The sequence below is a fragment of the Burkholderia cepacia genome (assembly GCF_029962485.1).
GTDB lineage: Bacteria > Pseudomonadota > Gammaproteobacteria > Burkholderiales > Burkholderiaceae > Burkholderia.
Window position 1 is genome coordinate 172,494 of sequence record NZ_CP073637.1, and the last position, 21,304, is coordinate 193,797.

A 21,304-nucleotide genomic window follows, 5' to 3' on the forward strand; every position below is an offset into this window, starting at 1 on the left:
GCCTGTTTCGATCCTCGGCTTACACCCTGCGTCCTATACGAGTCCGACGATTTCTGCTTGATTGCCCTGAGCGGGAATGCTCGGGTGCCACTATTTTACTCTGCCGGACTCGGTAGGCAGTTCTGCCGGGTCGGATGTGGTACATAGATTCCTCTACCGCTCTGACCACCAGAACGAACGCATTGTGGAGTTTTTGCCCGGCCTGCGGTGAGGTACGGCCTCGGCATCACAGCCTCGCTGAGACAATCGTCAGCCACGGGCCGCGCGGCGATTGGCGGGCCGATTCTTCTATTCACTTTTATGCGCTCTGGTTATGCAGTCTCTGCGCTTAGTGGCCTGCTTTCGGCGGTTCGGCCATAATCGCCGCACACGCGGCACCGGCTTCGTGCAGTAAGAGCCTGCCCCAAGTGCCAGCCGGCCGCGCAAGCGGCATATGGGGATGGACGGTGTTTGCGTGAACGTCGGGCCGACGCGTTCCCATATCCAACAAGATCCGACCGTGAAGTTTTCCCGAATTCCCGAGCTTGACCTCCTTCGCTTCATTGCCGCCGTTGCCGTCGTGTTCTATCACTACGCATTCCGAGGCTACGCCGGCGACGACCTGACGACCATGCACTATCCGGCGCTTGAGCCGGTCGCGCTGTACGGGTTCCTGGGCGTGCACCTGTTTTTTATGATCAGCGGCTTTGTGATCCTGATGACGGCGGGCGACGGAAGCATCAAGCGCTTCATCGCGTCACGCGCGTCTCGCCTGCTACCTGCGTTTTGGGTCTGCTGCACGATCACCTTTTTCGTGACGCTCGCGATAGGCGGCGATCGTTTCGTCGCGACGTGGCCGCAATATCTCGTGAACATGGTGACGCTCGGTGGTGGCTTCGGCGCCGATCCGATCGACGGCGCGTACTGGTCGCTCGGCGCAGAGCTGCGGTTCTACCGCCTGGTCGGCATTCTGCTCATCATCGGCCAGATCCATCGGGCCGAGAGATGGTTGTACGTATGGCTGATTGGTACGGTGCTCGTCGAGCTGTTCCAGTTGAGCAAGCTCAAGGGCCTCTTGGTGACGGACTTTGCCGGCTTCTTCATCGCCGGCGCCGCGTTCTTTCTCATCCGCGCACACGGCCTGTCGCGATCGCGCATCGCGCTCGTCTGCGCCGCGTGGGCGCTCTCGCTCTATCACGAATCCCAGCTCCTGCCGTACTTCAGCGAGCACTTCGAGAAGCCTCTGAATCCGGCGGTCGTAGCGGCCGTGATGACCTCGTTCTACGTCGTGATGCTTGCGCTCGCGTTGCGCCGCACGCCGATGCTTACCAGCTCGCGATGGGTCTGGTTCGGCGCGATCAGCTATCCGCTCTACTTGATCCACCAGAACGTTGGCTACATGTTGTTCAATGAAGTCGGTTCGGCCGTCGACCAGGTCGTGATGTTTTGGGGCGTCGTTGCCGCGGCGATCGGGGCTGCGCTGCTGTTGTACGTTGCGGTCGAAAAGCCCGGCGCGGGGCCGCTGAAGCGATGCGTGTTGCGTGCGCTCGACGCGCTGCAACGCTACGTTCCTGTGCGCGTTGCGCGCTGGCGGCATGACAAAATCCGGCGCGGTGGAATGGCCGGCCGTGCGCCGCGAAAGTAGAACGCGGTGCAGCTAAATTGCAGCTTGGATGAACTGGATTGGCCTTGATTGACTTTGTGCAGCCTTGATTTTGCAGTTTGCGAGTTGCGTAAGGCTTTGATTTAAAAGGATGTGGTTGCGCGCTGGTAAAGCTCCGAAGGCAGGGGTTGCTGGTTCGATCCCAGCCGGGCGCGCCAAAACATGCCTGTTCAGGCGTTCAGCGGTTTCTCCGCATCGTCGTTTTCCCGTTTGCAGTAACATCCCGGCCGATTGGCGGCATGGCGGTTGTCGATCGCGTGCGCATCCGGTCCGGCGAAACCATTCGCCGCTCCGGTTCGACGTGCTCGAGGCCCGCCTGAAGACGCTGATCGAACCTATCGACCGAAACCAGGAGTCGCCGCATCGCACTGCGACCGGCAATCACCGGATGAGCAAATCACTTTCCGTTCAGATCATCAACGGGCCGGACGGGGCGCCGGCCTTCGTCGTGATTCCGTACGCCGACTATGTCGCGCAGCAGCGGGTCGCGCGCGACCCGGTCCCGCACGAGGTCGTGACGCGCGCCGTGTTCGACGGCAGCTCGCCGGCACGCGCGTGGCGCGAGTATCTCGGGCTGACGCGGGCCGAGGTCGCGCAGCGGATCGGCATCGGTCGAGCGGACTACGCGAAACGGGAAAAGCGCGAGAAGCTGCGCAAGCCGATGCGCAGGAAGATCGCGGCAGCGCTCGGCATCACGCTTGCGCAGCTCGATTTCTGATCGGTTGACGTGCGGCGCGGTGAACGCCTGAGGTGTGCCGCGTCGCGGTGTCGCGCTGCCCCGCCGTTGTGCGAGAATCGCCCGCAACGACAACTCAAGCGTCGATCGCGGCGGCCGTCCGCGCATCGCGCCGACTCCCGATGGCTGCCATTCCGTCTCCCTCGACCGCAGTCGATGCCCGCACGCTGACCGATGTGCAGCAGGCGCTGCTCGCGCGTCTGAACGCGTATTCCCCCGACGATCCCAATGCACCGCTGCCGTACAGCCGGCGCCTCGCCGAAGCCGAGGGCTGGTCGCAGGCCCATGCGCTGGCAGTGATCGACGAATACAAGCGCTTCGCGTTTCTCGCGCAGGCGGCCGGGCACCCGGTCACGCCGTCGGTCGCGGTCGATGCCGCGTGGCATTTCCACCTGCAGTACACGCTCGAATACTGGGATGTCTTCTGCGCCGGCGTGCTGCGCGCGCGGCTGCATCACATGCCAGGCACGGGTGCGCCGGACGAGGGTGCCGTGTACGCGCAGCGCTATCGCGACACGCTCGACAGTTATCGACGGTTGTTCGGCTGCGAGCCGCCGGAATCGATCTGGCCGCGGCTCGAGAATTTGCGCACCGACACCGATTCGTCGCGGGCGGGAGACGGCCCGGCAATTGGGTGTCCTGGCGAGCCCGCGGCGCGTAGCACCTGGCGCAACCGACTACCGAAACTCATGTGGCCGGCCGCCGCCGCGAGCGTGGCCGCGACCTGTGCATCTGCGCAGGACTTCGACGTGCTGAACTACACGGGACCGCAGTTTCTCGCGTTCTACATACCGGCCTGCATCGTTGCGCTGCTGCTGATCGTCGCCATGCAGCAGATCGAATACCGTTGCCGGCGCAGGGGCGTATTCACTCGTGAAGCGATACCGGACCTGACGGCCGAAGAAGTTGCGTATATCACGGGCCAGGAGTCACGGGTTGTGCAGGTCACGACGCTGTCGCTGATTCATGCAGGCGCGATCGACCTCACGATGGCCGGCCGGCTCGGCGGCCGCGTACGGATCGGCGATCCGGCGCGCGCGGGTGCTTACGTGGACGAATGCGAATGGCTCGCCGCGCAGCCGGGCGGAGAGGCGAGCTTTGGCGCGTTCCGCCAGCTTCTGGCGCGCCGCGCGTCCGAATACGCGGATGCGACGCGCCGGCGCGGCTGGTTTTGGTCTCCCGGGGAGATGCTCGCGGCGCGGCTGGCCGCGCGCGCGATCGTACTGGTCGTGATGGGTACGGGCATAGCGAAACTCGCGGTCGGACTGAGTCGCGGGCGACCGGTGCTGCTGCTCGGCATCAGCATGGCGGTGTTTGCGATCGCCTACCGAATGATCGTGCGGCGCATGACCGGTTTCGGGCGCGGCGGCCTGTCGGTCGGCGCACGGGCGACGCTCGCCGCGTACCGGAGCGATCGCCAGGACGAACGCAATACGCCGGACGACTTGCTGTGGTCCACCGCGCTGTTCGGCGCGGGCGCGCTGGCCGGCACCGCATGGGCCGCGCATTCGATGGTGCTGATGGAGCCACCGCCGTTGGCGCCGGCCGCGGTGCGCACGGGTGGGGCGACCGGTTCCACGTACAGCTCGAGCGACTCCGGAACGAGTTGCTCGTCGTCAAGTTCGTGCAGCTCCAGCTCGTGCAGTTCGAGCAGTTGCGGCGGGTGTTCATCGAGCAACTGAGCACGCTCGACGCCGCGCGGCGCCATCTGGACGGGGCGGATCCCGCCGACGGGCCCGCCGGTCGGATCGAACGGGCAAAAAAAAGCCCGCGCGAGGCGGGCATGAGTCGAACGAGCACGCCCTCACTTCGGCGTGTAGTGCTTGTTGTCCGTGCGGTGCGCCGTTGCGGGCGCCCCCGTGGGCGCCGTTACAGGCGCGCCATGTCGTGATACTCGCTGACGGCCTGTACGCGGCCCATCGCGGCGTGATATTCGTCGGTGAGCTCGCGCTGGGCGAGGTGCGCGCCGGCGAAAACCCGGTCGTTGCTGGCCTGAATGCGGCGAATCGTGGCGAGGCCTTCCGGAGACAGGTTTGCGGTCAGTGCCATGACGAGCGCTGAGCGGGCCTCCGCAACGCGTGCGGCCTCTATCCAGTCGGCCATCGATGCCGCGTGTTCGATGTCGTCGGTGAGCGCATTCAGCCGTTCGATCAGTTCGTGCTGTTCCATGGTTGGTCCCGTTCGCGTCGCTTACTTGTTGTTCGACAGCGCGCCGGCGCTGTTCTGGCCGCCGAACAGCTGCGTCAGATATTGCGAATTGTTGTTCATCGTCGCCATCAGCGTATTGAGCGCCGTGAATTGCGCCTGGTACTGGTTCGTCAACTGCGTTGCATAGTTCGACAAGTTCGTTTGTTGCTGCGCGATGCTCTTCAGGTCGGCGTTGAGCGCGGACGTCCGCAGGTCGATCAGGCCGCCCGTCTTCGTGAAATTGGAGATGGCCGTCGACATTTTCGCGCCGAGGCCGCTCGTCGAATTGAACAGCGCGGCGACGCTCGCCGGGTTGTTCTGCAGGGCCGTATTGAGCTTGGTGCTGTCGGCCTTCAACGTGCCGTCGGCTTGTAGCGTGATGCCGATCGACGACAGCGTGAGCGTCGAATTGCCGCTCTTTACGCCCTGGGTGACCAGCGACGCGAGCGTGTTCTTGACCGTGTTCAGCGTCGAATCGCCGAGCAGCGGGCCCTGCGTCGTCGCGCCGGCCGTGAACTGGGTGAGCGTGCCCATCGTCGTGACGAGCGTGTTGTAGAGGCTCACGAAATTGTTGATCGCCGTTGCCTGCGACTTCGTGTCGGGCGCGATCGTCAGGGTCTGCGCCTGCGCGCTGCCGACCGCCGCGGACGTGAGGTTCAGCGTGACGCCGGCGATCGCGGTGGTGACCGTGTTGGACGAGCTCGTCGCGCTGATCCCGTTGATCGAGAACGCAGCGTTCTGGGCGGCCGTGCTTTGCGACCACGCGGCGTTGCTGTTTGCGGACGTGAAGGTCGACGGGCCGCCATTCTGGCCGGGGACCGACTTGACGCCGAGATTCGACAATCCGGCGTCGCCGCTCAGATTGCTGACCGCGACGCTGATGGTATTGGATGCGCCGGTTGCCGCCGAGCTCAGCACGAGGTGCGCGCCGTCGCTGCCGGTGACGACCGTCGCCGTGACGCCCGGGTTGCCCGACGCGCCGTTGATCGCGGCGGCGATGCCCGACACCGTGTTGTTCGAGCTGTCGACGTTGACGGCGAACGACTGGTTGCCGAGCGACAGGGTCAGCGTGCCGTTGCCGAGGCCCTTCGTCGGGTCGGTGAAGCCGACGGACGACAGCGCCTGCGCGGATGCAATCTGGCTCACGCTCACGCTGTAGGTGCCGGCGACGGCGCCCTGGCCGGCCGTTGCCGTGAGGCCGTTGCCGCTTGGCGTTGCGGTGAAGGTGCTCTGCAGCGAGCCGTTGGTGAGCGTCGTCAGGCTGGCCTGGAGCGCGCTCAGTGCGGACGACAGTGTGCCGTAGGCGGAAATCTGGGTGTTGTCGGCGGTTTGCTTGGCGGTCAGCGCGGCGGTCTGACCGGCCGTTTTCGCATTCACGAGCGCCGTCACGAGCGAGTTGACGTCCATCGTCGAGTTGCCGGTCGAACCGCTGATGATCGATTGCGCTGCCTGCTGAAGCGCGCTGTTCGCGTTGGCGCTGGACGTGCTGGTGTTGACGGTGGACATATGACGGCTCCGTGCCCCGGATGAGCGATGCGTATCTGGTTGTCGAACGTGTATTGCGAAGGCTTTGGGCTGTCGCGATTCAGGCTGCTATCGATTCGCGCAGGCCAAAGCGCCCGGGGCGCCGCGCGATGCGTTGCGCGAGGCCCCGGGCGAGACGGCGGGAAGCGATTACTGCAGGAGCTTCAGGACCTGCTGCGGCAGCGAGTTCGCTTGCGCGAGCACCGAGATGCCGGCTTGTTGCAGCACCTGTGCCTTGCTCAGGTTCGCCGTTTCCTGCGCGAAGTTCGCGTCCTGGATTTGCGACTGGGCTTGCGACAGGTTGGTCGACTGCGCTTGCTGCGTCGTGCTGATCGCGGTGAAGCGGTTTTGCGCGGCGCCGAGCGTTGCCTGGATGTTGTTCACCGTTGCCAGTGCATTGTCGATCGATTCCATCGCCTGGTTGGCGCCGGCCGTCGTGCTGATGTTGATGTCGGCGACGCGCGGCGGCACGTTGGCGAGGTTGGCCGAGCCGATTGCGCTCTGCGAAGCCAGGCCTTGGGTCGTTGCGTTGGTCGTCGCGCTGCCGATGGTGGCATTCAGCGTAAGCGAAGCGCCGGCCGTCGTCGTCGCGGCGGTGACGCTGAACACCTTGCTTGTGACGCCGGCCGCCAGTGCGTTGCCGTTCTGATCCTGGAACGTGAAGCCGCCGGCGCCGTCCGACAGCACGGAGATCGACGTGATGGTTGCACCCGACTCGTTCGGGGCGATAAAGCCGCCGTTCGAATCCAGGCTGAGGCCGGTGATCGTGCCAAGCGCGGTGCCAGCGGCCGCGCGGCCGGCTACGGTGGAGCCGTTCCCCGCGTTGGTGGCGTTGATCGCGGTCACCGAGCTGGTCGTCGCGGTGGATGCTGCTGCCGGAACGCTGGTGATCGAACCGAGTGCGCCGGTTGCCAGCGGGGTCAGCGAAAGTGCCGTGCCCGAGCCGGTCGTATTGGCGCCGAACAGGCTCGTGACTGCCCCGCTAGCCAGCGCCTGGTTGTTCTGATCGGTAAACTTGAAACCGCCTTGGCCGTCGGACAGGATGTTGATCGTCGTGACCGCGGGTGTTTGCGTGCCCGTCGTCGCTGCGCCGGCGCTCGTCAGGCTCAGGCCCGTGAGCTGGCCGAGCGTCGCACCGTTCGTCGGCAAGCCGGTCCCGAGGCTCGCTGCCGATACGCTTTGAGACAGGTTCAGCGAAATGGTTTGACCGACGTTGGCACCGACCTGGAAGCTGACGTTGCCGGCCGAACCGTCGAGCAGGTTCTTGCCGTTGTAGTTCGTCTGCGAAGCGATACGGTTCACTTCCGAGATCTGCTGCGAGACTTCCTGTTGCAGCGCCTGCTGGTCGGTCGGCGACAGCGAGCCGCTCGATGCCTGCACGGCCAGCTGGCGGATACGCTGCAGGCTCGACGTGATCTGCGACAGGCCGCTCGATGCGGTCTGGATCATCGACACACCGTCGTTGGAGTTCGACACGCCCTGGTTCAGGCCGTTGATCTGCGTCTGCATGCGGGTCGCGATCGCGAGGCCTGCTGCATCGTCCGCCGCGCTGTTGATGCGCTTGCCCGACGACAGGCGGGTGATTGCCTGCGACAGGGCGTTTTGCGAGCCGCTGAGGTTCTGTTGTGCAACCAGCGAGTTGATGTTGCTGTTAATTCCGAGCATGGAAATTCTCCTGTTTAAGCCGAAAGCCCTGAAAAGCCGTTTTGGCGTCGGCGGAAGCACTCGTTCATTGCTGGCCGCCTCAGAGCAGGATTTCGGCGTGCCAAAACAAAACTTGAGGGGCGTGTTGAGATTCGGCCCGATTTTTTATCTTTCTTTGTCATTTCGAACGGGTCCTGCCCGGCGGCTCAATTAACAGGGGCAGATGTCGGTTTGCATGGAGAGTGCGAACGCTGTGCACACACGGTCGACAAAAGGATGGTTTTGTCTGTGATTCCCTGCTATGATGGCGGGCTGAATTGAGATTTCTGTCGAGGCTCTGCCGTTTTCGGCATGTCTGCTGGCAGTCAAACGCGGCGCTGCACGCAGCTTGTGAAGCGTACTCGCGGTGCTTTCCGCCTCTCTTTTCCGGCCTCCGAGGCCGTATTTCCGCTCGTTTCGCCTGTTGTGGGGACGCCCGGATGGCCGGTGCGTGGCGCTTGGCCGCTACGTTTTTGACCGTTTAAGCAATTTAGGAACGACATGACGACGATTCTTCTGAAAGAAAACGAGCCGTTCGAAGTGGCGATTCGCCGCTTTCGTCGCGCTATCGAAAAAAATGGCCTGATCGCTGAACTGCGTGAGCGCCAGTCTTACGAAAAGCCGACCGCAGTCCGCAAGCGCAAGAAGGCAGCAGCCGTCAAGCGCCTGCACAAGCGTCTGCGCAGCCAGATGCTGCCGAAGAAGCTCCACTAAGAGCGTCTGACGGTTTGCCGCGAAACGGCGGAGTGTGCCTCGAAAGAGGCCGCTCCGCCGTTTTGCTTTTGGGGGCCGGGAAAATCCCGAGGCCGCCGTGGGCGGCCGTTCCTGCCAAGGGTTGATCGTCGGCGGTGTGCGGCCGCCGGCGCGGGGTTCAGAAGTCGATCTTCGCGTTCAGGCTCACCGTGCGCGGGTCGCCCGGCTTCACGTAATCCGCGTACTGGTATTCCCAGTAGCGGCGGCCCAGCACGTTGTCGATCGACGCGCGCAGCGTCACGTCGTGGCGGCCGACCCGCGTCAGGTAGCGCGCACCCGCATTGACGACGAGAAAGCCCGGCGCGTCGAGGCCGCCGGCCGCGCGCAGCGGTGTCGCGCCGGTGAATTTCGCGTCGACGCCGAGCGTCAGCCCCGGCACGCCCGGCACCGCATAGCCGACGTCGCCGGCGAGCACGAAGCGTGGCGCGCCTGCAACGCGATTGCCGTTGTTGCCGACCCCGTTCGCATACCACGCGTCGAGCAGCATCGCGTCGACGCCCGCGTTCCAGCGCGAGCCGAGCTTCGCGCGCGCGCCGAATTCGATCCCCTGGATGATCGATTTGCCGTCCTGCACGTAGACGTTCGCGGCATTCGCATACTCGGCGCTGCGTTCGATGCGGAACAGCGCGGCCGTCGCGCTCCAGCGCGCATGCTCGCTCTTGATCCCAAGCTCGTATTGCTTGCTGCGCAACGGCTTGAGCACCTGGCCCGCGTTCGCGTAGACGTCGTTCACGCGGCTGCCGGGCTCGAGCGATTCGGCGTAGCTGGCATACGCGGTGGTCGTCGGCGCGAGCTTGAACATCACCGCGAAGGTCGGCGTCACGACGCCGTTCTGGCGGTAGCCGGGATCCTCGGCGCCGCTCGCCTGGAACGAACGCTGCTCGTAGTTCATGTAGCGCACGCCGGCGAGCACCGACCAGCGCTTGGTGAGCTGCACGGTGTCGCTAGCGAACAACGATTTCTGCACGATCTCGCTCGTGCGGTACTGGATGAAGCCGTGCGGGCGCTCGTAGCGGTATGGATTCGGCGCATAGAGGTTGCCCGCGCCGAGCGGTACGAACACGCTGTTCGCCGAATAGTCGTTCGCCTGCTTCTGCCACGACGCGCCGAGCACGATCTGATGGCTGAACGGGCCGGTGCGCACCTTGCCCTCGACCATCGCGCGCCACTGGCTGAAGCGGTGATCCTCCATCCCGACGTAGCGGCTGTCGGTGTAGTTGCCGGCCGCGTCCTGCAGGTACAGCGTGCTTTCGTTGCGGCGGCGCGTCGCCTTGCTGTAGCTGTACGCGACGTCGAGCTGCCAGTCGGGCGCGAGCTGGTATTGCAGCCCCGCCGTGTACAGCTGCAGGTTCGTGTTCAGGTACTGGTCCTTGCCGCCGAGGTTCGTCGAGCCGCCGCTGATCGTTGCGGGCAGCGCGCCGCCCGGATAACTGCCGGTGAAGATCGATGGCGTTTGGCCCGTCGTGCGGCGGTCCTGGTACAGCGCGCCGAACGACACCGACAGGTCGCGCGTCAGGTTCGCCTGCAGCGCGAGCGACACGCTGTCGCGGCGGATGTTGCCGTCGTTGTACGTCTTGCCTTCCTCGTGCGTCGCGTTCAGCCGCGCGCCGAACATGCCGTTCGGCCCGAAACGCTGGCCGAGATCGACGTGCTCGGTCCATACGTTGGTGCTGCGGTAGCCGACGTCGACGCTGCGCACGGGCTCGGTACCCGGCTGCTTCGTCACGTAGTTCACGACGCCGCCCGGCGTCACGAAGCCGTACAGGAAACCGCCGAGCCCCTTCAGCAACTCGACGCGCTCGAGTTGCTCGTACGGCATCGTGATCCCGTACGTGACGAACGGCAGCCCGTCGATCTTGTAGCCGTTCTGCCAGTCGAGCTGCATCCCGCGTACGGTCATGTAGCTTGCCCACGCGCTGTACGCGCCGCTGTTGTCGGACACCGACGCGTCGTTCGCGAACACGTCGCCGAGCTTGTACGGCTGGCGCGCCTCGAGCTCCTCCGACGTGACGATCGTCGTCGAGAACGGCGTGTCGAGCTGGCGGCGCGTGCCGAGCGCGCCGGTCGAGATCGTGTCGGTCAGGTGTTGCGGCGAATCGTGCGCGGCCGTGATGTTGAGGGCCGGCAGCACCGCGGCGTCGCCGGGCGACTCGTCGGCATGCGCGAGCGACGCGGCGAGGCAGGCAAGGGCAGCGGCCACGCGGCGTGGACGGACGGGAGGTCGGGCGAGGCTGGCGGTCATGGCGAGTGAGTAAAAATGCAAGTAAGAATCATTCGCATTGCGTTAAAATGTCGCGCATCGTATCAAAACCCGCCGAACGCGCAACATTTCCATGCCGCGTACAAGGGCATCCGGCCTCGCCTGGCGTGACCGGACGGCGCTTGCGCGGCATTCGACATCACATGACCTGCCTCCCGTCGAACCGGGGCCGCCGCCTGGGCCGGCCCGCTTTCCTGTCGCCGTGCACGCGATGAATGCGTTCCTGCGACCTTTTCTCGTCCGCCTGCATCGCTGGTTCGGGCTCGCCATCGCGCTGTTCCTGTTCGTCGCGGGGCTCACCGGCGCGCTGATTGCGTGGGACCACGAGCTCGACGCCGCGCTGAATCCGGATTTCTACGTCGCGCACAGCGGCGCGGCGCCGCTTCCGCCGCTCGAGCTGGCCGCGCGCATCGAGGCTGCCGACCCGCGCGTGCAGGTGACCTACCTGCCGCTCGCCGTCGAGCCGGGGCACACGCTGCAGGCGGGCGTGATACCGCGCACCGATCCGGCGACCGGCCAGCCGCACGCGATCGACTTCAGCCAGATCGCCGTCGATCCCGCGACCGGCGCGGTGCAGGGCCGCCGCGAATGGGGCGAGCTGTCGCTCGCGCGGCTCGACCTGATGCCGTTCATCTACCGGCTGCATTACTCGCTGTTCCTGCCCGAGTACCGCGGGATCAACTTCGGGTTCTGGGTGATGGGCGTCGTCGGCATCGTGTGGGCGATCGACTGCCTGATCGCGCTCGTACTTGCGTTCCCGAACCTGAAAAGCTGGCGCAAGTCGTTTGCGTTCCGCGTGCGGCGCGGCGGCTATCCGCTCGTGTTCGACCTGCACCGCTCGGGTGCCGTATGGGTGTGGGGGCTGCTGCTGGTCGTTGCGGTCACATCGATCTCGATGAACCTCGCCGTGCCCCTTGTGCGCCCGCTGGTGTCGCTGGTATCGCCGCTGGCGGAGACGCCTTATACGAATCCCGGGCACTTCCCGCCGGCTCCGCCGGGCAGCACCGTGCTGCCGCGCGAGCGGATCGTCGAGATCGCGCGCGCGGCCGGGCGCGACGCGGGGATTACTGCGCCGCCCGGTGCGCTGCTGTTCGCGCCGGCGATGAACGTCTATGCGGTCGGATTCTTCACGCCCGGCAACGACCACGGGGACGTCGGGCTCGGCAATGCGTGGTTGTACTGGGATGCGGTGACCGGCAAGCCGGTCGCGGCCCAGGTGCCGGGCCGCGGCTCGGCCGGCGACCTGTTCATGCAGATGCAGTTTCCGCTGCACTCGGGGCGGATCGCCGGCGTCGCGGGCCGCATCGCGGTCAGCGCGCTCGGCATCGTCATCGCGATGCTGAGCGTGACGGGTGTCTGCATCTGGGTGAAGAAGCGCAGCGCACGTGTGCGGGCGGCGCGGAGCGCGCGGCCGGTCGTGCCGGCGTCGTCACGCGCCGCGCGGTAAGTGACGCGCGGTAAGTGACACGCGATGAGTGACGGGTGGCGCCGGTGCCACCGTCGCCGCGGGCGGCGGTGAAGGACGGGCGCCCGACTTGCGCCGGCGCCTTCGCCTGCGCCGTCAGCCCGCCTTGCGCTTCCGGGCCGGCTGTTTGCCGCCGAGCGCCGCGCACTGCGCGTGGCACGGGCAGCCGACTTCGTGATCGTTGACCATGCCGGTTGCCTGCATCAGCGCGTAGCAGATCGTCGAGCCGACGAACTTGCAGCCGTATGCCTTCAGCGCCTTGCTGAGCGCGTCGGACTGCTCGGTCGACGCGGGCGCGTCGCGATACGACTGCCATGCATTCTGGATTGGCGTATCGCCGACGAACGACCACAGGAACGCGGCGAGCGACCCGTGTTCCTCGCGGATGCGCTGCACGGCGCGTGCATTGGTCACCGCCGACTCGACCTTCGCGCGGTTGCGCACGATGGCGGGATTCTCCAGCAGCTTCTCGACGCGCTTCGGCGTGAAACGCGCGACGGCGTCGACGTCGAACTCTGCGAACGCCTCGCGATAGCCCGCGCGCTTGTTCAGGATCGTCGACCACGACAGCCCGGCCTGCGCGCCTTCCAGGATCAGCATTTCGAACAGGTGGCGATCGTCGTGCGACGGCACACCCCACTCGGTATCGTGATAGTGAGCGTCCGCTTCCGTCTTCACCCAGTTACACCGCTGCGACATCGTCTGCCCCGTGTTCAGTGTCGATTTGAACGTGCCAGCATAGCGGAAGCCCTTTTCACGGGATAGCCGGCCGAAAGGCAGATGGGCGTGCGGCGCCGATCCGGTTAAGCTTGGCGCCTGTTCGAATCAGCGGGATTGAAGGCATGGCGGCATTACTTTTTGCGATCGGCATCGACGGCGGCGGCACGGGCACGCGCGCGGTACTGGCCGACCGGCACGGGCGCGAACTCGCGCAGGGGCGCGGCGGCCCGTCGGGGCTCGGGCTCGGCATCGAGCGCGCATGGGCATCGATCGGCGCGGCATGCGCGGACGCATTCACGCAGGCCGGCTTCGCGTTCGACTGGTCGCAGTGCGCGCTCGGCTGCGGGCTCGCGGGCGTCAACAATGCGGCGTGGCTCGCCGCGTTCCGCGCGCAGGCCCCGCTCGGCGCGCTCGCGATCGAGAGCGATGCGTATACGACGGTCGTCGGCGCGCACGGCGGCGCGCCAGGGCTGATCGTCGCGCTCGGCACCGGCAGCATCGCGGCGGCGCTCGACGCGGCCGGCGCGTGCCGGATCGCCGGCGGTTTCGGCTTTCCGTCCGGCGACGAGGCGAGCGGCGCGTGGCTCGGCGTGCGTGCGCTCGCGTACGCGCAACAGGCGCTCGACGGCCGCGTGCCGCGCGATGCGTTCGCCGATGCGCTGCTCGCGGAAACGGGCGCGCAGGATCGAGACGCGCTCGTCCAGTGGTCGTGCGATGCGAACCAGACGATCTACGCGCGCCTCGCGCCGATCGTGTTCGCGCACCGCACGCATCCGGTCGCGGGCGCGCTGATCGCGCAGGCCGGCGACGAGATCGGCAAGATGATCGATGTGCTCGATCCGCAGCAGGCGCTGCCGGTCGCGCTGTGCGGCGGGCTGGCGGACGCGCTCGCACCGGCCGTGCCGGCGCGTCACGCCGCACGGCTGCGCGCGCCGCTCGACGATTCCGCGCATGGCGCGCTGCGGCTCGCGCTGCAGGCGCTGCGGGCGGCAGAAGGCGGTTGAAGCCAGGCAAGGCGGGGTGGAGGGTGCGTTGACGCCGCACCGAAGGCGGCGCTTGAACGGGAACCGTCCGGCGCGCCGCCGGCCACGACGTTAAAATGGCGGTTCCGCAGAGCCCTAAGCGCCATTCTCCCGTCCCATGTACAAAGTCATCGCCACCGATCTCGACGGTACCCTGCTGAACAGCGACCACCAGCTCGACCCGTACACGATCGACACCGTCCGGCGGCTCGACCGCGACGGCCTGCAGTTCGTGATCGCGACGGGGCGCCACTATGCGGACGTCGCCGGCATCCGCGACGTGCTCGGCATCCGGCCGTACCTGATCACGTCGAACGGCGCGCGTGTGCATGCGCCGGACGATACGAGGATCCACGCGCAGGACATCGATCCCGCGATCGTCCGTGGCCTCGTGCAGCCGGACGTCACCGGCGCGCATGGCCGTGTGATCGTCAACCTGTTCACCAACGACGGCTGGCTGATCGACCGCGATGCGCCGCACCTGCTCGACTTCCACCAGGATTCGGGCTTCCGGTACGACGTGATCGACATGGCCGCGCACGACGGCGCCGGCATCGCGAAGGTGCTGTATATCGGCGAGCCGGCCGATCTGGCGATCGTCGCCGAGCAGATGCGCGTGCGCTTCGGCGATGCGCTGTACGTCACGTACTCGCTGCCCGATTGCCTGGAAGTGATGACCGCGAACGTGTCGAAGGGCCGTGCGCTGCGCACGGTGCTCGCGCGGCTCGGCGTCGATACCGGCCACTGCATCGCGTTCGGCGACAACATGAACGACATCGACCTGCTCGAAACCGCCGGTCACGCGTTCATGATGAACAACGCGAACCCCGACCTGGTCGCGCGGCTGCCGCACATCCCGCGGATCGGCAACAACTTCGATGCGGGTGTCGCCCGTCACCTGCGCACGCTGTTCTCGCTCGAGGGCAACGTCGCCGCGTCCTGAGCGCCCGTTCCCGGGCGCGTTTCCCGAGCGGCAATGAAAAACGGGCGCCAATGGCGCCCGTCGAAACTACCTGCCTCGATGTTCTTGGACAGCGTGAGGCTCGCTGCTCTGCTCGCTTGACCCCGTAGTGTTTTATTCGCTTGTGCGAGCCGATGCCGGCAGCCGGTCGACGGCGTCGTCACGCCCGGCGACCAGCGGGTAAATGATCCCTGCGAGTACCGCGCCGATCAACGGCGCAACCCAGAACAGCCAGAGCTGGCCGATCGCGTCGCCACCGACGAACAGCGCCGGGCCGGTCGAGCGCGCCGGGTTCACCGACGTGTTGGTGACCGGGATCGAGATCAGGTGAATCAGCGTCAGGCACAGGCCGATCGCGATCGGCGCAAAGCCGGCCGGCACACCGCGCTTGTCGGTCGCGCCGAGGATCACGAACAGGAAGAAGCCCGTCATCACGACTTCGCAGATGAACGATGCGGTCAGCGAGTAGTGGCCGGGCGAGCGATCGCCGAAGCCGTTCGTCGCAAAGCCGCTGCCGACGACGTCGAAGCCCGGCTTGCCGGTTGCGATCAGGTACAGCACGAACGCGCCGAGCGTGGCGCCGACGACCTGCGCGACGATGTACGGTACGAGATCGCGTGCCGGGAAGCGGCCGGCGACGGTCAGGCCGACGCTCACCGCCGGATTCAGGTGGCAACCCGAGATGTGGCCGATTGCGAATGCCATCGTCAGCACGGTCAGGCCGAAGGCAAGTGCGACGCCGGCAAAGCCGATGCCAAGGCCCGGAAAGGCGGCGGCCAGCACGGCGCTTCCGCACCCGCCGAGCACCAGCCAGAACGTGCCGAATACCTCTGCAGCGAGACGCTGAGAAAGATTCATGTAAGGACCTTGTTCAAGTGGGTTGAAGACCAACGGACGACACGACGGATTTATTCGATCGCCCGGAATTGGTCTGGATTATAGGAAATGAATCGCGTCCGGGAGGGTCAACGATTGTTAAATTTGAATGGCTGACGAATGCCTTTTATTAGAATAAGTCCGCATTCTCGATATAGCCAAATCGGTTAAAGATGACAGCATTTATTTCGAAGGGCAGGGCGGCAGTGCGGATGACGTAACGGGTGTTGGCATCCTGGCCGGATTCGCCGGGGCCGCATCATCGAAAAGGGGAGTCAAAAAATGTCTCAATACGCGAAACTCAAGGCGCAGATCGCCGATCTGCAGGCCCAGGCGGACGACGTGCGCCGCCAGGAAGTGGCGGCGGTCATTGCCGACGTCCAGCGAATGATTGCGGAATACGGCCTGACGGCCCAGGACCTGGGCTTCGCGGAACGGGCGCGGCGCGGGCGCCCGCCGAAGAAGGCGCCGCTGCCGCCGAAATACCGCGATCCGAAGTCGGGTGCAACCTGGAGCGGGCGCGGCAAGCCGCCCAATTGGATCGTCGGGAAAAACCGCGATCGCTTCGTGATCGAATGACCGGAAGCCAAAAAGAAAGAGCCGCATCGTCGATGCGGCTCTTTTGTTTTACACGCCGATTTTGGCGCGGATTTTACCGAATATTTCGGCGTGGATTTCCGCGTCAGGCACCCGCGACCCGGCGCAATACCGGTTGCTTGGTCGCCGTGCAAAGCGATTCGTAAGTTTCGACATAACGCTGCGCCATTGCCTTCGAGCTGAAACGCGTGTCGAAACGCTGGCGGATCGCGGTGCGCGACAGCGTGTCGATCCGGTGCAGCGCGCCGACCGCGCCCTGCACGTCCTCGACGATGAAGCCGGTCACGCCGTCCTCGATCACTTCCGGCACCGAGCCGCGGTTGAACGCGACGACCGGCGTGCCGCAGGCCATCGCCTCGATCATCACGAGGCCGAACGGCTCCGGCCAGTCGATCGGGAACAGCAGCGCCTTCGCGCCGGACAGGAACGCGGGTTTCTGCGCCTCGTTGATCTCGCCGATGAACTCGACGTGCGCCTCGCCGAGCAGCGGCTCGATCACTTCCTTGAAATAGTCGGCGTCGGCCTTGTCGACCTTCGCGGCGATCTTCAGCGGCAGCCCGCTTTGCGCGGCGATCCGGATCGCGGTGTCGACACGCTTTTCGGGACAGATCCGGCCGAGGAACGCAAGGTATTCGGGCTTCACGCCGGGCTGCGGCGTGAGCAGCGTGTCGGGCAGCCCGTGATACACGGTGCCGGCCCACGCGGCCTGCGGCAGCGGCTTGCGCTGGTTGTTCGAGATCGACACGACCGGCGCGTCCGGGAACGCGTCGAACACCGGCTGCAGCTCCGGCAGGTCGAGGCGGCCGTGCAGCGTCGTCACGTACGGCGTGTCGAGGCGCGACATCAGCGGGAACGGCAGGTAGTCGAGGTGGAAGTGCAGCACGTCGAATTCGTGCGCGACGCGGGCGACCTGCTCGAGGAGCCGCATGTGGGGCGCCATCGAATCGCGAATCGACGGGTCGAGCCGCAGTGCGCGCGGCCACGCCGCCTCGAGACGGGCCGACGTGACGGAGTCGCCGCTGGCGAACAGCGTCACGTCGTGGCCGAGTTCGACGAGCGCCTCGGTGAGGTAGGACACGACACGCTCGGTGCCGCCGTAGAGTTTCGGCGGAACGGCTTCGTAAAGCGGCGCGATCTGGGCAATTCGCATGGGTTTCTCCGGTTTCGATCCGTGGGCGCCGTGGCGCCGGTATGGATCCCATCCAACGTTGCGGAACTCGCCGACGCACGCGTTTGGCGTTACGTGGCCGGGCCCTGGACGGGGTGCGCGGGGCGCCGGACGGCAAGCTGCGGGGCGGGCCGGCACGGCTCGCGCCGCCGCCCATTGGAGTCCATTATCGATATCGCCTTGCGGGGTTCGAGTGTTTTTTCAAACACTTAAGGCTTGTTACACGATGAAATACGCGAAAACCCCGAGAAAAAGGGCGGGGAATCATGAATCGAGATGACCGCAACTATTGTTGCGCTATCGTGAAAAACCACTATAATTTTTACCGATCCGATTGTCGGCAGCCCTGCCGGCAAGCCTTCCGCTACCGAGCGGCGGCCATCGGCACCCGCACAGCCGAATTCGCGCTGTCACCCGTCTTCCCGATTGCCTCTTTAAATTCGCTTTGTCGGAAAAATTCCTACACGGTTTACAGACAAATCCTGCATGGCATACGCCACTTCGCTGATACCGGCATAAATGCCGTTTGGCCAAAATTCGCCCTGTAAGACTATAAACGAGCCGACCGAGCGCCCAGAGCGCTCCGAGCGAGCAAACGTTTTCATAACACGATTGGCCAAAGCAAAGCTCTTTAACGGGGGAATCATGAGCGCTACCAGCGAAATGCTCAGTGAGATCAAAGAGGTCAACCTGTCGTACCTCCTCCTCGCGCAACGCCTGCTGCGGGAAGACAAGGCGATGGGCATGTTCCGCATGGGAATTTCCCAGGAACTCGCCGACGTGCTCGCCAACCTCACGCTCGCACAGACCGTGAAGCTTGCCGCGTCGAACCAGATGCTGTGCCGCTTCCGCTTCGACGATCACGCGTTGCTGTCGTCGCTCGCCGACAAGGGCCGTAGCGATGTCGTCGCGCACGCCCACTCGGCCATCCTGATGGCCGGGCAGCAGGTCGAAAGCGTCCGCTGATCCATCCCGCCTTGCGTTGTGTCCCGGCGTGCCGCGCCGGAGGGCAGCGTATTGGCCATCCATCCGAACAACGTCAAGCGGACGGTTATCACCATGGCAAGCAAAAGCGTCGTGATCGAGGTGAAGGAAATCACCCTCGCCATCGAACTGATCGAACTGGGCGCCCGGCTGCAACTGCTGGAGGCGGAGACGAGCCTGTCGCGGGACCGTCTGATCAAGCTGTACAAGGAACTGAAGGGCGTGTCGCCGCCGAAGGGGATGCTGCCGTTCTCGACCGACTGGTTCATGACGTGGCAGCCGAACATCCACTCGTCGCTGTTCTACAACATCTACCGGTTCATGCAGGACCACGGCCGCTGCGATCCGATCCAGTCGATCGTGAAGGCGTACCGGCTCTATCAGGAGCACGTGAACCTGTCCGGCGACGAGGCCGCGCTGAGCCTCACGCGGGCGTGGACGCTCGTGCGCTTCTTCGATTCGGGGATGCTGCAGATGACCCCGTGCACGCGCTGCGGCGGCCACTTCGTCGCGCATGCGCATGATCCGCATCAAGGTTTCGTGTGCGGCCTGTGCCAGCCGCCGTCGCGCGCGGGCAAGACCCGCAAGGCCGCCGCCGCGCGCGCCGAACTGGCTGCCGCCGCGGCCTGAGCGCCGGGCAGGGCGGGGCAGGGCGGGGCAGGGCGGGGCGCGGGCGGTTGCCGCGGGCCGCGCGAATCGTCCCTGCATTGCTGGTAAACACCGTCGGGCCGCGGCCGGGCGGCCGCGAAAGTTTTCCTGCCGACTGCCGTAAACCTGTTTAACGGCGGTCTCCCCGCCGGTCTTTCGTGAGGGACAGGCAGTGCTGATTATCGTGGGAACACTCGTGACGCTGTTGTCCGTCTTCGGCGGCTATGCGCTGGCAGGCGGGCATCTGGGCGCATTGATCCAGCCGGTCGAGATCCTGATGATCGCGGGCGCCGGCGTCGGCGCATTCATCCTCGGCAATGGCGGCAAGACCATCAAGGCCACGCTGCGCGTGCTGCCGACGCTCTTCAAGGGCTCGAAGTACACGAAGGACGTCTATATGGAGCTGATGGCGCTGCTTTACGTGCTGCTGGCGAAGGCACGCAAGGAAGGCACGCTGACGCTCGAGGCCGACATCGACGATCCGGAAAAGAGCCCGATCTTCACGCAATACCCGAAGATCCTCGCCGATCATCACATCGTCGAATTCCTGACCGACTACCTGCGCCTGATGGTGGGCGGCAACATGAACGCGTTCGAGATCGAGAGCCTGATGGACGAGGAGATCGAGACGCACCACGCGGAAGGCGAAGGCCCCGCGCATGCGCTGATGCGCGTCGGCGACGCGATGCCGGCGTTCGGCATCGTCGCGGCCGTGATGGGCGTGGTGCACACGATGGCGTCGGCCGACAAGCCGCCCGCGGTGCTCGGCGCGATGATCGCGCAGGCGCTGGTCGGCACGTTCCTCGGGATCCTGCTGTCGTACGGGCTGATCGGGCCGCTCGCGAGCCTCGCGGAGCAGCGCGTCGCCGAGTCGACCAAGATGTTCCAGTGCATCAAGGTGACGATCCTCGCGACGCTGAACGGCTATGCGCCGGCGATTGCCGTCGAGTTCGGCCGCAAGGTGCTGTTCTCGACCGAGCGCCCGTCGTTCTCGGAGCTCGAAGAGCACGTGCGCCGCGTGAAGGCGAAGTGACGCGGAGCGCACGATGAGCAAGAGCAAGGATCGCGCGATCGTCGTCAAGCGGGTGGCCCCGGCGAAGAAGGGCCACCATGGCGGCGCATGGAAGCTCGCGTACGCGGACTTCATGACCGCGATGATGGCGTTCTTCCTGCTGATGTGGCTGTTGAGCTCGGTCACGCCGGTGCAGCTGAAGGGAATCGCCGAGTACTTCAACACGCCGCTGAAGGCCGCGCTGCTCGGCAGCGGCGACCGCAATTCGCAGGATTCCAGCATCCTCAACGCCGGCGGCCGCGACCTGTCGAGCGTCGACGCCGGCACGCTGCGCCGCACCGACGGCACGACGCAACTCGCCGATCGCGTCGCGAAGGCCGGCGACGACAACACGCGCTCGCAGGCGCAGGGCGCGCAGGACCGGCTCGAGCAGGCGCGCCTGCATGACCTGCAGATCAAGCTGATGGCCGCGATCGAGGCCAATCCGACGCTGCGCCAGTTCAAGCAGCAGATCCGCATCGACTCGACGCTGATGGGGCTGCGCATCGAGATCGTCGATACGCAGAAGCGGCCGATGTTCGCGATGTCGAGCGACAACGTCGAGCCGTACATGCGCGACATCCTGCGCGAGATCGGCAAGACGCTGAACGACGTGCCGAACCGGATCATCGTCCAGGGCCATACCGATGCCGTGCCGTACGCGGGCGGCGAGGGCGGCTACAGCAACTGGGAGCTGTCGGCCGACCGTGCGAACGCATCGCGCCGCGAGCTGATCTCCGGCGGCATGGACGAGGCGAAAGTGCTGCGCGTGCTCGGCCTCGCGTCGACGCAGAACCTGAACAAGGCCGACCCGCTCGATCCGGAAAACCGCCGGATCAGCGTGATCGTGCTGAACCGCAAATCCGAAGAGGCGCTGATGCGCGACGACGCGACGACCACGACGCTGTCGGCCGATGCGGCCGGCTCGAAGCAGCTCGCGCAGCAGCTCGGCGGCGCGGCGCCGGCCGTGCGCCCGGCGCTCGCGGCGTCCGCCGTCGCCGTCCCGAAACCCTGATATCGACAAGAC

20 protein-coding genes are annotated in these 21,304 nt (G+C 65.7%); 13 read left to right on the forward strand and 7 right to left on the reverse strand.

The features are described from left to right. The first annotated feature begins 499 nt into the window (after positions 1-499). The 3 genes from KEC55_RS00730 to KEC55_RS00740 all read left to right on the forward strand — a co-directional run bounded on the left by KEC55_RS00730 (position 500) and on the right by KEC55_RS00740 (position 4,060). Entirely contained in the window at positions 500-1,624 is a 1,125-nt protein-coding gene (locus KEC55_RS00730) for an acyltransferase family protein (RefSeq protein ID WP_282506341.1), read from the forward strand. A gap of 406 nt (positions 1,625-2,030) precedes the next feature. Next, positions 2,031-2,360, forward strand: coding sequence for a helix-turn-helix domain-containing protein (locus KEC55_RS00735; RefSeq protein ID WP_282507466.1), 330 nt, complete (start codon positions 2,031-2,033; stop codon positions 2,358-2,360). Positions 2,361-2,500: 140 nt separating this feature from the next. Beyond that, on the forward strand, positions 2,501-4,060 hold the full coding sequence (locus tag KEC55_RS00740; protein ID WP_282506342.1) for a TIGR04222 domain-containing membrane protein: 1,560 nt from the start codon (positions 2,501-2,503) through the stop codon (positions 4,058-4,060). A 187-nt stretch (positions 4,061-4,247) separates the two neighbouring features. Here KEC55_RS00740 and KEC55_RS00745 read toward each other — a convergent pair whose 3' ends face one another. From KEC55_RS00745 to KEC55_RS00755, 3 genes are all read right to left on the reverse strand, one after another. Next, positions 4,248-4,547 (reverse strand): flagellar protein FliT, encoded by a 300-nt coding sequence (locus KEC55_RS00745; protein ID WP_282506343.1) that lies wholly within the window; start codon positions 4,545-4,547, stop codon positions 4,248-4,250. A gap of 21 nt (positions 4,548-4,568) precedes the next feature. Further along, entirely contained in the window at positions 4,569-6,071 is a 1,503-nt protein-coding gene (fliD, locus tag KEC55_RS00750; RefSeq protein WP_282506344.1) for a flagellar filament capping protein FliD, read from the reverse strand. Positions 6,072-6,239: 168 nt separating this feature from the next. Beyond that, complete coding sequence (locus KEC55_RS00755; RefSeq protein WP_282506345.1) at positions 6,240-7,754, reverse strand: flagellin; 1,515 nt, start codon at positions 7,752-7,754, stop codon at positions 6,240-6,242. Here KEC55_RS00755 and KEC55_RS00760 point away from each other — a divergent pair. Together KEC55_RS00760 and rpsU are read left to right on the forward strand one after the other, a co-directional pair. Then, on the forward strand, positions 7,753-7,947 hold the full coding sequence (locus tag KEC55_RS00760) for a hypothetical protein (RefSeq protein WP_282506346.1): 195 nt from the start codon (positions 7,753-7,755) through the stop codon (positions 7,945-7,947). The genes KEC55_RS00755 and KEC55_RS00760 overlap by 2 nt on opposite strands. 326 nt (positions 7,948-8,273) lie before the next feature. Continuing rightward, on the forward strand, positions 8,274-8,486 hold the full coding sequence (rpsU, locus tag KEC55_RS00765; protein WP_006401410.1) for a 30S ribosomal protein S21: 213 nt from the start codon (positions 8,274-8,276) through the stop codon (positions 8,484-8,486). A 157-nt stretch (positions 8,487-8,643) separates the two neighbouring features. On the opposite strand, the gene KEC55_RS00770 is transcribed toward rpsU, so the two are convergent. Continuing rightward, entirely contained in the window at positions 8,644-10,767 is a 2,124-nt protein-coding gene (locus KEC55_RS00770) for a TonB-dependent siderophore receptor (RefSeq protein ID WP_282506348.1), read from the reverse strand. 229 nt (positions 10,768-10,996) lie between these two features. Between KEC55_RS00770 and KEC55_RS00775 the strand changes: the two genes are divergently transcribed. Continuing rightward, the gene (locus tag KEC55_RS00775) at positions 10,997-12,232 is read left to right on the forward strand and encodes a PepSY-associated TM helix domain-containing protein (RefSeq protein ID WP_282506349.1); all 1,236 of its coding nucleotides are present in this window, start codon (positions 10,997-10,999) and stop codon (positions 12,230-12,232) included. A 114-nt stretch (positions 12,233-12,346) separates the two neighbouring features. Here the strand turns inward: KEC55_RS00775 and KEC55_RS00780 are convergent, their stop codons facing one another. Beyond that, complete coding sequence (locus KEC55_RS00780; RefSeq protein WP_282506350.1) at positions 12,347-12,949, reverse strand: DNA-3-methyladenine glycosylase I; 603 nt, start codon at positions 12,947-12,949, stop codon at positions 12,347-12,349. Between the two features lie 143 nt (positions 12,950-13,092). Here KEC55_RS00780 and KEC55_RS00785 point away from each other — a divergent pair, with 143 nt between their 5' ends. Together KEC55_RS00785 and KEC55_RS00790 are read left to right on the forward strand one after the other, a co-directional pair. After that, on the forward strand, positions 13,093-13,974 hold the full coding sequence (locus KEC55_RS00785) for a BadF/BadG/BcrA/BcrD ATPase family protein (RefSeq protein WP_282506351.1): 882 nt from the start codon (positions 13,093-13,095) through the stop codon (positions 13,972-13,974). Positions 13,975-14,110: 136 nt separating this feature from the next. Continuing rightward, positions 14,111-14,935 carry a Cof-type HAD-IIB family hydrolase gene (locus tag KEC55_RS00790; protein WP_282506352.1) on the forward strand — a complete coding sequence of 275 codons (825 nt, stop codon included), beginning with the start codon at positions 14,111-14,113 and terminating at the stop codon, positions 14,933-14,935. A 132-nt stretch (positions 14,936-15,067) separates the two neighbouring features. Here the strand turns inward: KEC55_RS00790 and aqpZ are convergent, their stop codons facing one another. Then, a complete protein-coding gene (gene aqpZ, locus KEC55_RS00795) occupies positions 15,068-15,811 on the reverse strand; it encodes an aquaporin Z (RefSeq protein WP_282506353.1) in 744 nt (247 codons plus the stop codon). Between the two features lie 300 nt (positions 15,812-16,111). Here aqpZ and KEC55_RS00800 point away from each other — a divergent pair, with 300 nt between their 5' ends. Further along, entirely contained in the window at positions 16,112-16,408 is a 297-nt protein-coding gene (locus KEC55_RS00800; RefSeq protein WP_174384121.1) for an H-NS histone family protein, read from the forward strand. Between the two features lie 103 nt (positions 16,409-16,511). On the opposite strand, the gene KEC55_RS00805 is transcribed toward KEC55_RS00800, so the two are convergent. Beyond that, the gene (locus tag KEC55_RS00805) at positions 16,512-17,576 is read right to left on the reverse strand and encodes a glycosyltransferase family 4 protein (RefSeq protein WP_059232704.1); all 1,065 of its coding nucleotides are present in this window, start codon (positions 17,574-17,576) and stop codon (positions 16,512-16,514) included. 663 nt (positions 17,577-18,239) lie between these two features. Here KEC55_RS00805 and flhD point away from each other — a divergent pair. The 4 genes from flhD (at position 18,240) to motB (ending at position 21,292) form a co-directional block, all read left to right on the forward strand. After that, a complete protein-coding gene (flhD, locus tag KEC55_RS00810) occupies positions 18,240-18,560 on the forward strand; it encodes a flagellar transcriptional regulator FlhD (protein WP_069746442.1) in 321 nt (106 codons plus the stop codon). Between the two features lie 93 nt (positions 18,561-18,653). Further along, positions 18,654-19,208: a flagellar transcriptional regulator FlhC gene (gene flhC / locus KEC55_RS00815; protein WP_011655680.1), complete on the forward strand. Its 555-nt coding sequence runs from the start codon at positions 18,654-18,656 to the stop codon at positions 19,206-19,208. Positions 19,209-19,398: 190 nt separating this feature from the next. Further along, positions 19,399-20,259 carry a flagellar motor stator protein MotA gene (gene motA, locus KEC55_RS00820; RefSeq protein ID WP_175930900.1) on the forward strand — a complete coding sequence of 287 codons (861 nt, stop codon included), beginning with the start codon at positions 19,399-19,401 and terminating at the stop codon, positions 20,257-20,259. Positions 20,260-20,272: 13 nt separating this feature from the next. Then, positions 20,273-21,292, forward strand: a complete 1,020-nt coding sequence (motB, locus tag KEC55_RS00825) for a flagellar motor protein MotB (protein WP_176048949.1) — start codon at positions 20,273-20,275, stop codon at positions 21,290-21,292. Positions 21,293-21,304: the final 12 nt, after the last annotated feature.

What these genes read in the sequence shown, in the direction of transcription:
- KEC55_RS00740 (WP_282506342.1), top strand. Translation starts at nt 2,501, where the DNA reads ATGGCTGCCATTCCGTCTCCCTCGACCGCAGTCGATGCCCGCACGCTG.
- KEC55_RS00800 (WP_174384121.1), top strand. Translation starts at nt 16,112, where the DNA reads ATGTCTCAATACGCGAAACTCAAGGCGCAGATCGCCGATCTGCAGGCC.
- KEC55_RS00755 (WP_282506345.1), bottom strand. Translation starts at nt 7,754, where the DNA reads ATGCTCGGAATTAACAGCAACATCAACTCGCTGGTTGCACAACAGAAC.
- KEC55_RS00775 (WP_282506349.1), top strand. Translation starts at nt 10,997, where the DNA reads ATGAATGCGTTCCTGCGACCTTTTCTCGTCCGCCTGCATCGCTGGTTC.
- KEC55_RS00805 (WP_059232704.1), bottom strand. Translation starts at nt 17,576, where the DNA reads ATGCGAATTGCCCAGATCGCGCCGCTTTACGAAGCCGTTCCGCCGAAA.
- flhC (WP_011655680.1), top strand. Translation starts at nt 18,654, where the DNA reads ATGGCAAGCAAAAGCGTCGTGATCGAGGTGAAGGAAATCACCCTCGCC.
- aqpZ (WP_282506353.1), bottom strand. Translation starts at nt 15,811, where the DNA reads ATGAATCTTTCTCAGCGTCTCGCTGCAGAGGTATTCGGCACGTTCTGG.
- motB (WP_176048949.1), top strand. Translation starts at nt 20,273, where the DNA reads ATGAGCAAGAGCAAGGATCGCGCGATCGTCGTCAAGCGGGTGGCCCCG.
- fliD (WP_282506344.1), bottom strand. Translation starts at nt 6,071, where the DNA reads ATGTCCACCGTCAACACCAGCACGTCCAGCGCCAACGCGAACAGCGCG.
- KEC55_RS00770 (WP_282506348.1), bottom strand. Translation starts at nt 10,767, where the DNA reads ATGACCGCCAGCCTCGCCCGACCTCCCGTCCGTCCACGCCGCGTGGCC.
- KEC55_RS00790 (WP_282506352.1), top strand. Translation starts at nt 14,111, where the DNA reads ATGTACAAAGTCATCGCCACCGATCTCGACGGTACCCTGCTGAACAGC.
- KEC55_RS00785 (WP_282506351.1), top strand. Translation starts at nt 13,093, where the DNA reads ATGGCGGCATTACTTTTTGCGATCGGCATCGACGGCGGCGGCACGGGC.
- KEC55_RS00745 (WP_282506343.1), bottom strand. Translation starts at nt 4,547, where the DNA reads ATGGAACAGCACGAACTGATCGAACGGCTGAATGCGCTCACCGACGAC.
- KEC55_RS00735 (WP_282507466.1), top strand. Translation starts at nt 2,031, where the DNA reads ATGAGCAAATCACTTTCCGTTCAGATCATCAACGGGCCGGACGGGGCG.
- KEC55_RS00780 (WP_282506350.1), bottom strand. Translation starts at nt 12,949, where the DNA reads ATGTCGCAGCGGTGTAACTGGGTGAAGACGGAAGCGGACGCTCACTAT.
- rpsU (WP_006401410.1), top strand. Translation starts at nt 8,274, where the DNA reads ATGACGACGATTCTTCTGAAAGAAAACGAGCCGTTCGAAGTGGCGATT.
- KEC55_RS00760 (WP_282506346.1), top strand. Translation starts at nt 7,753, where the DNA reads ATGGAAATTCTCCTGTTTAAGCCGAAAGCCCTGAAAAGCCGTTTTGGC.
- flhD (WP_069746442.1), top strand. Translation starts at nt 18,240, where the DNA reads ATGAGCGCTACCAGCGAAATGCTCAGTGAGATCAAAGAGGTCAACCTG.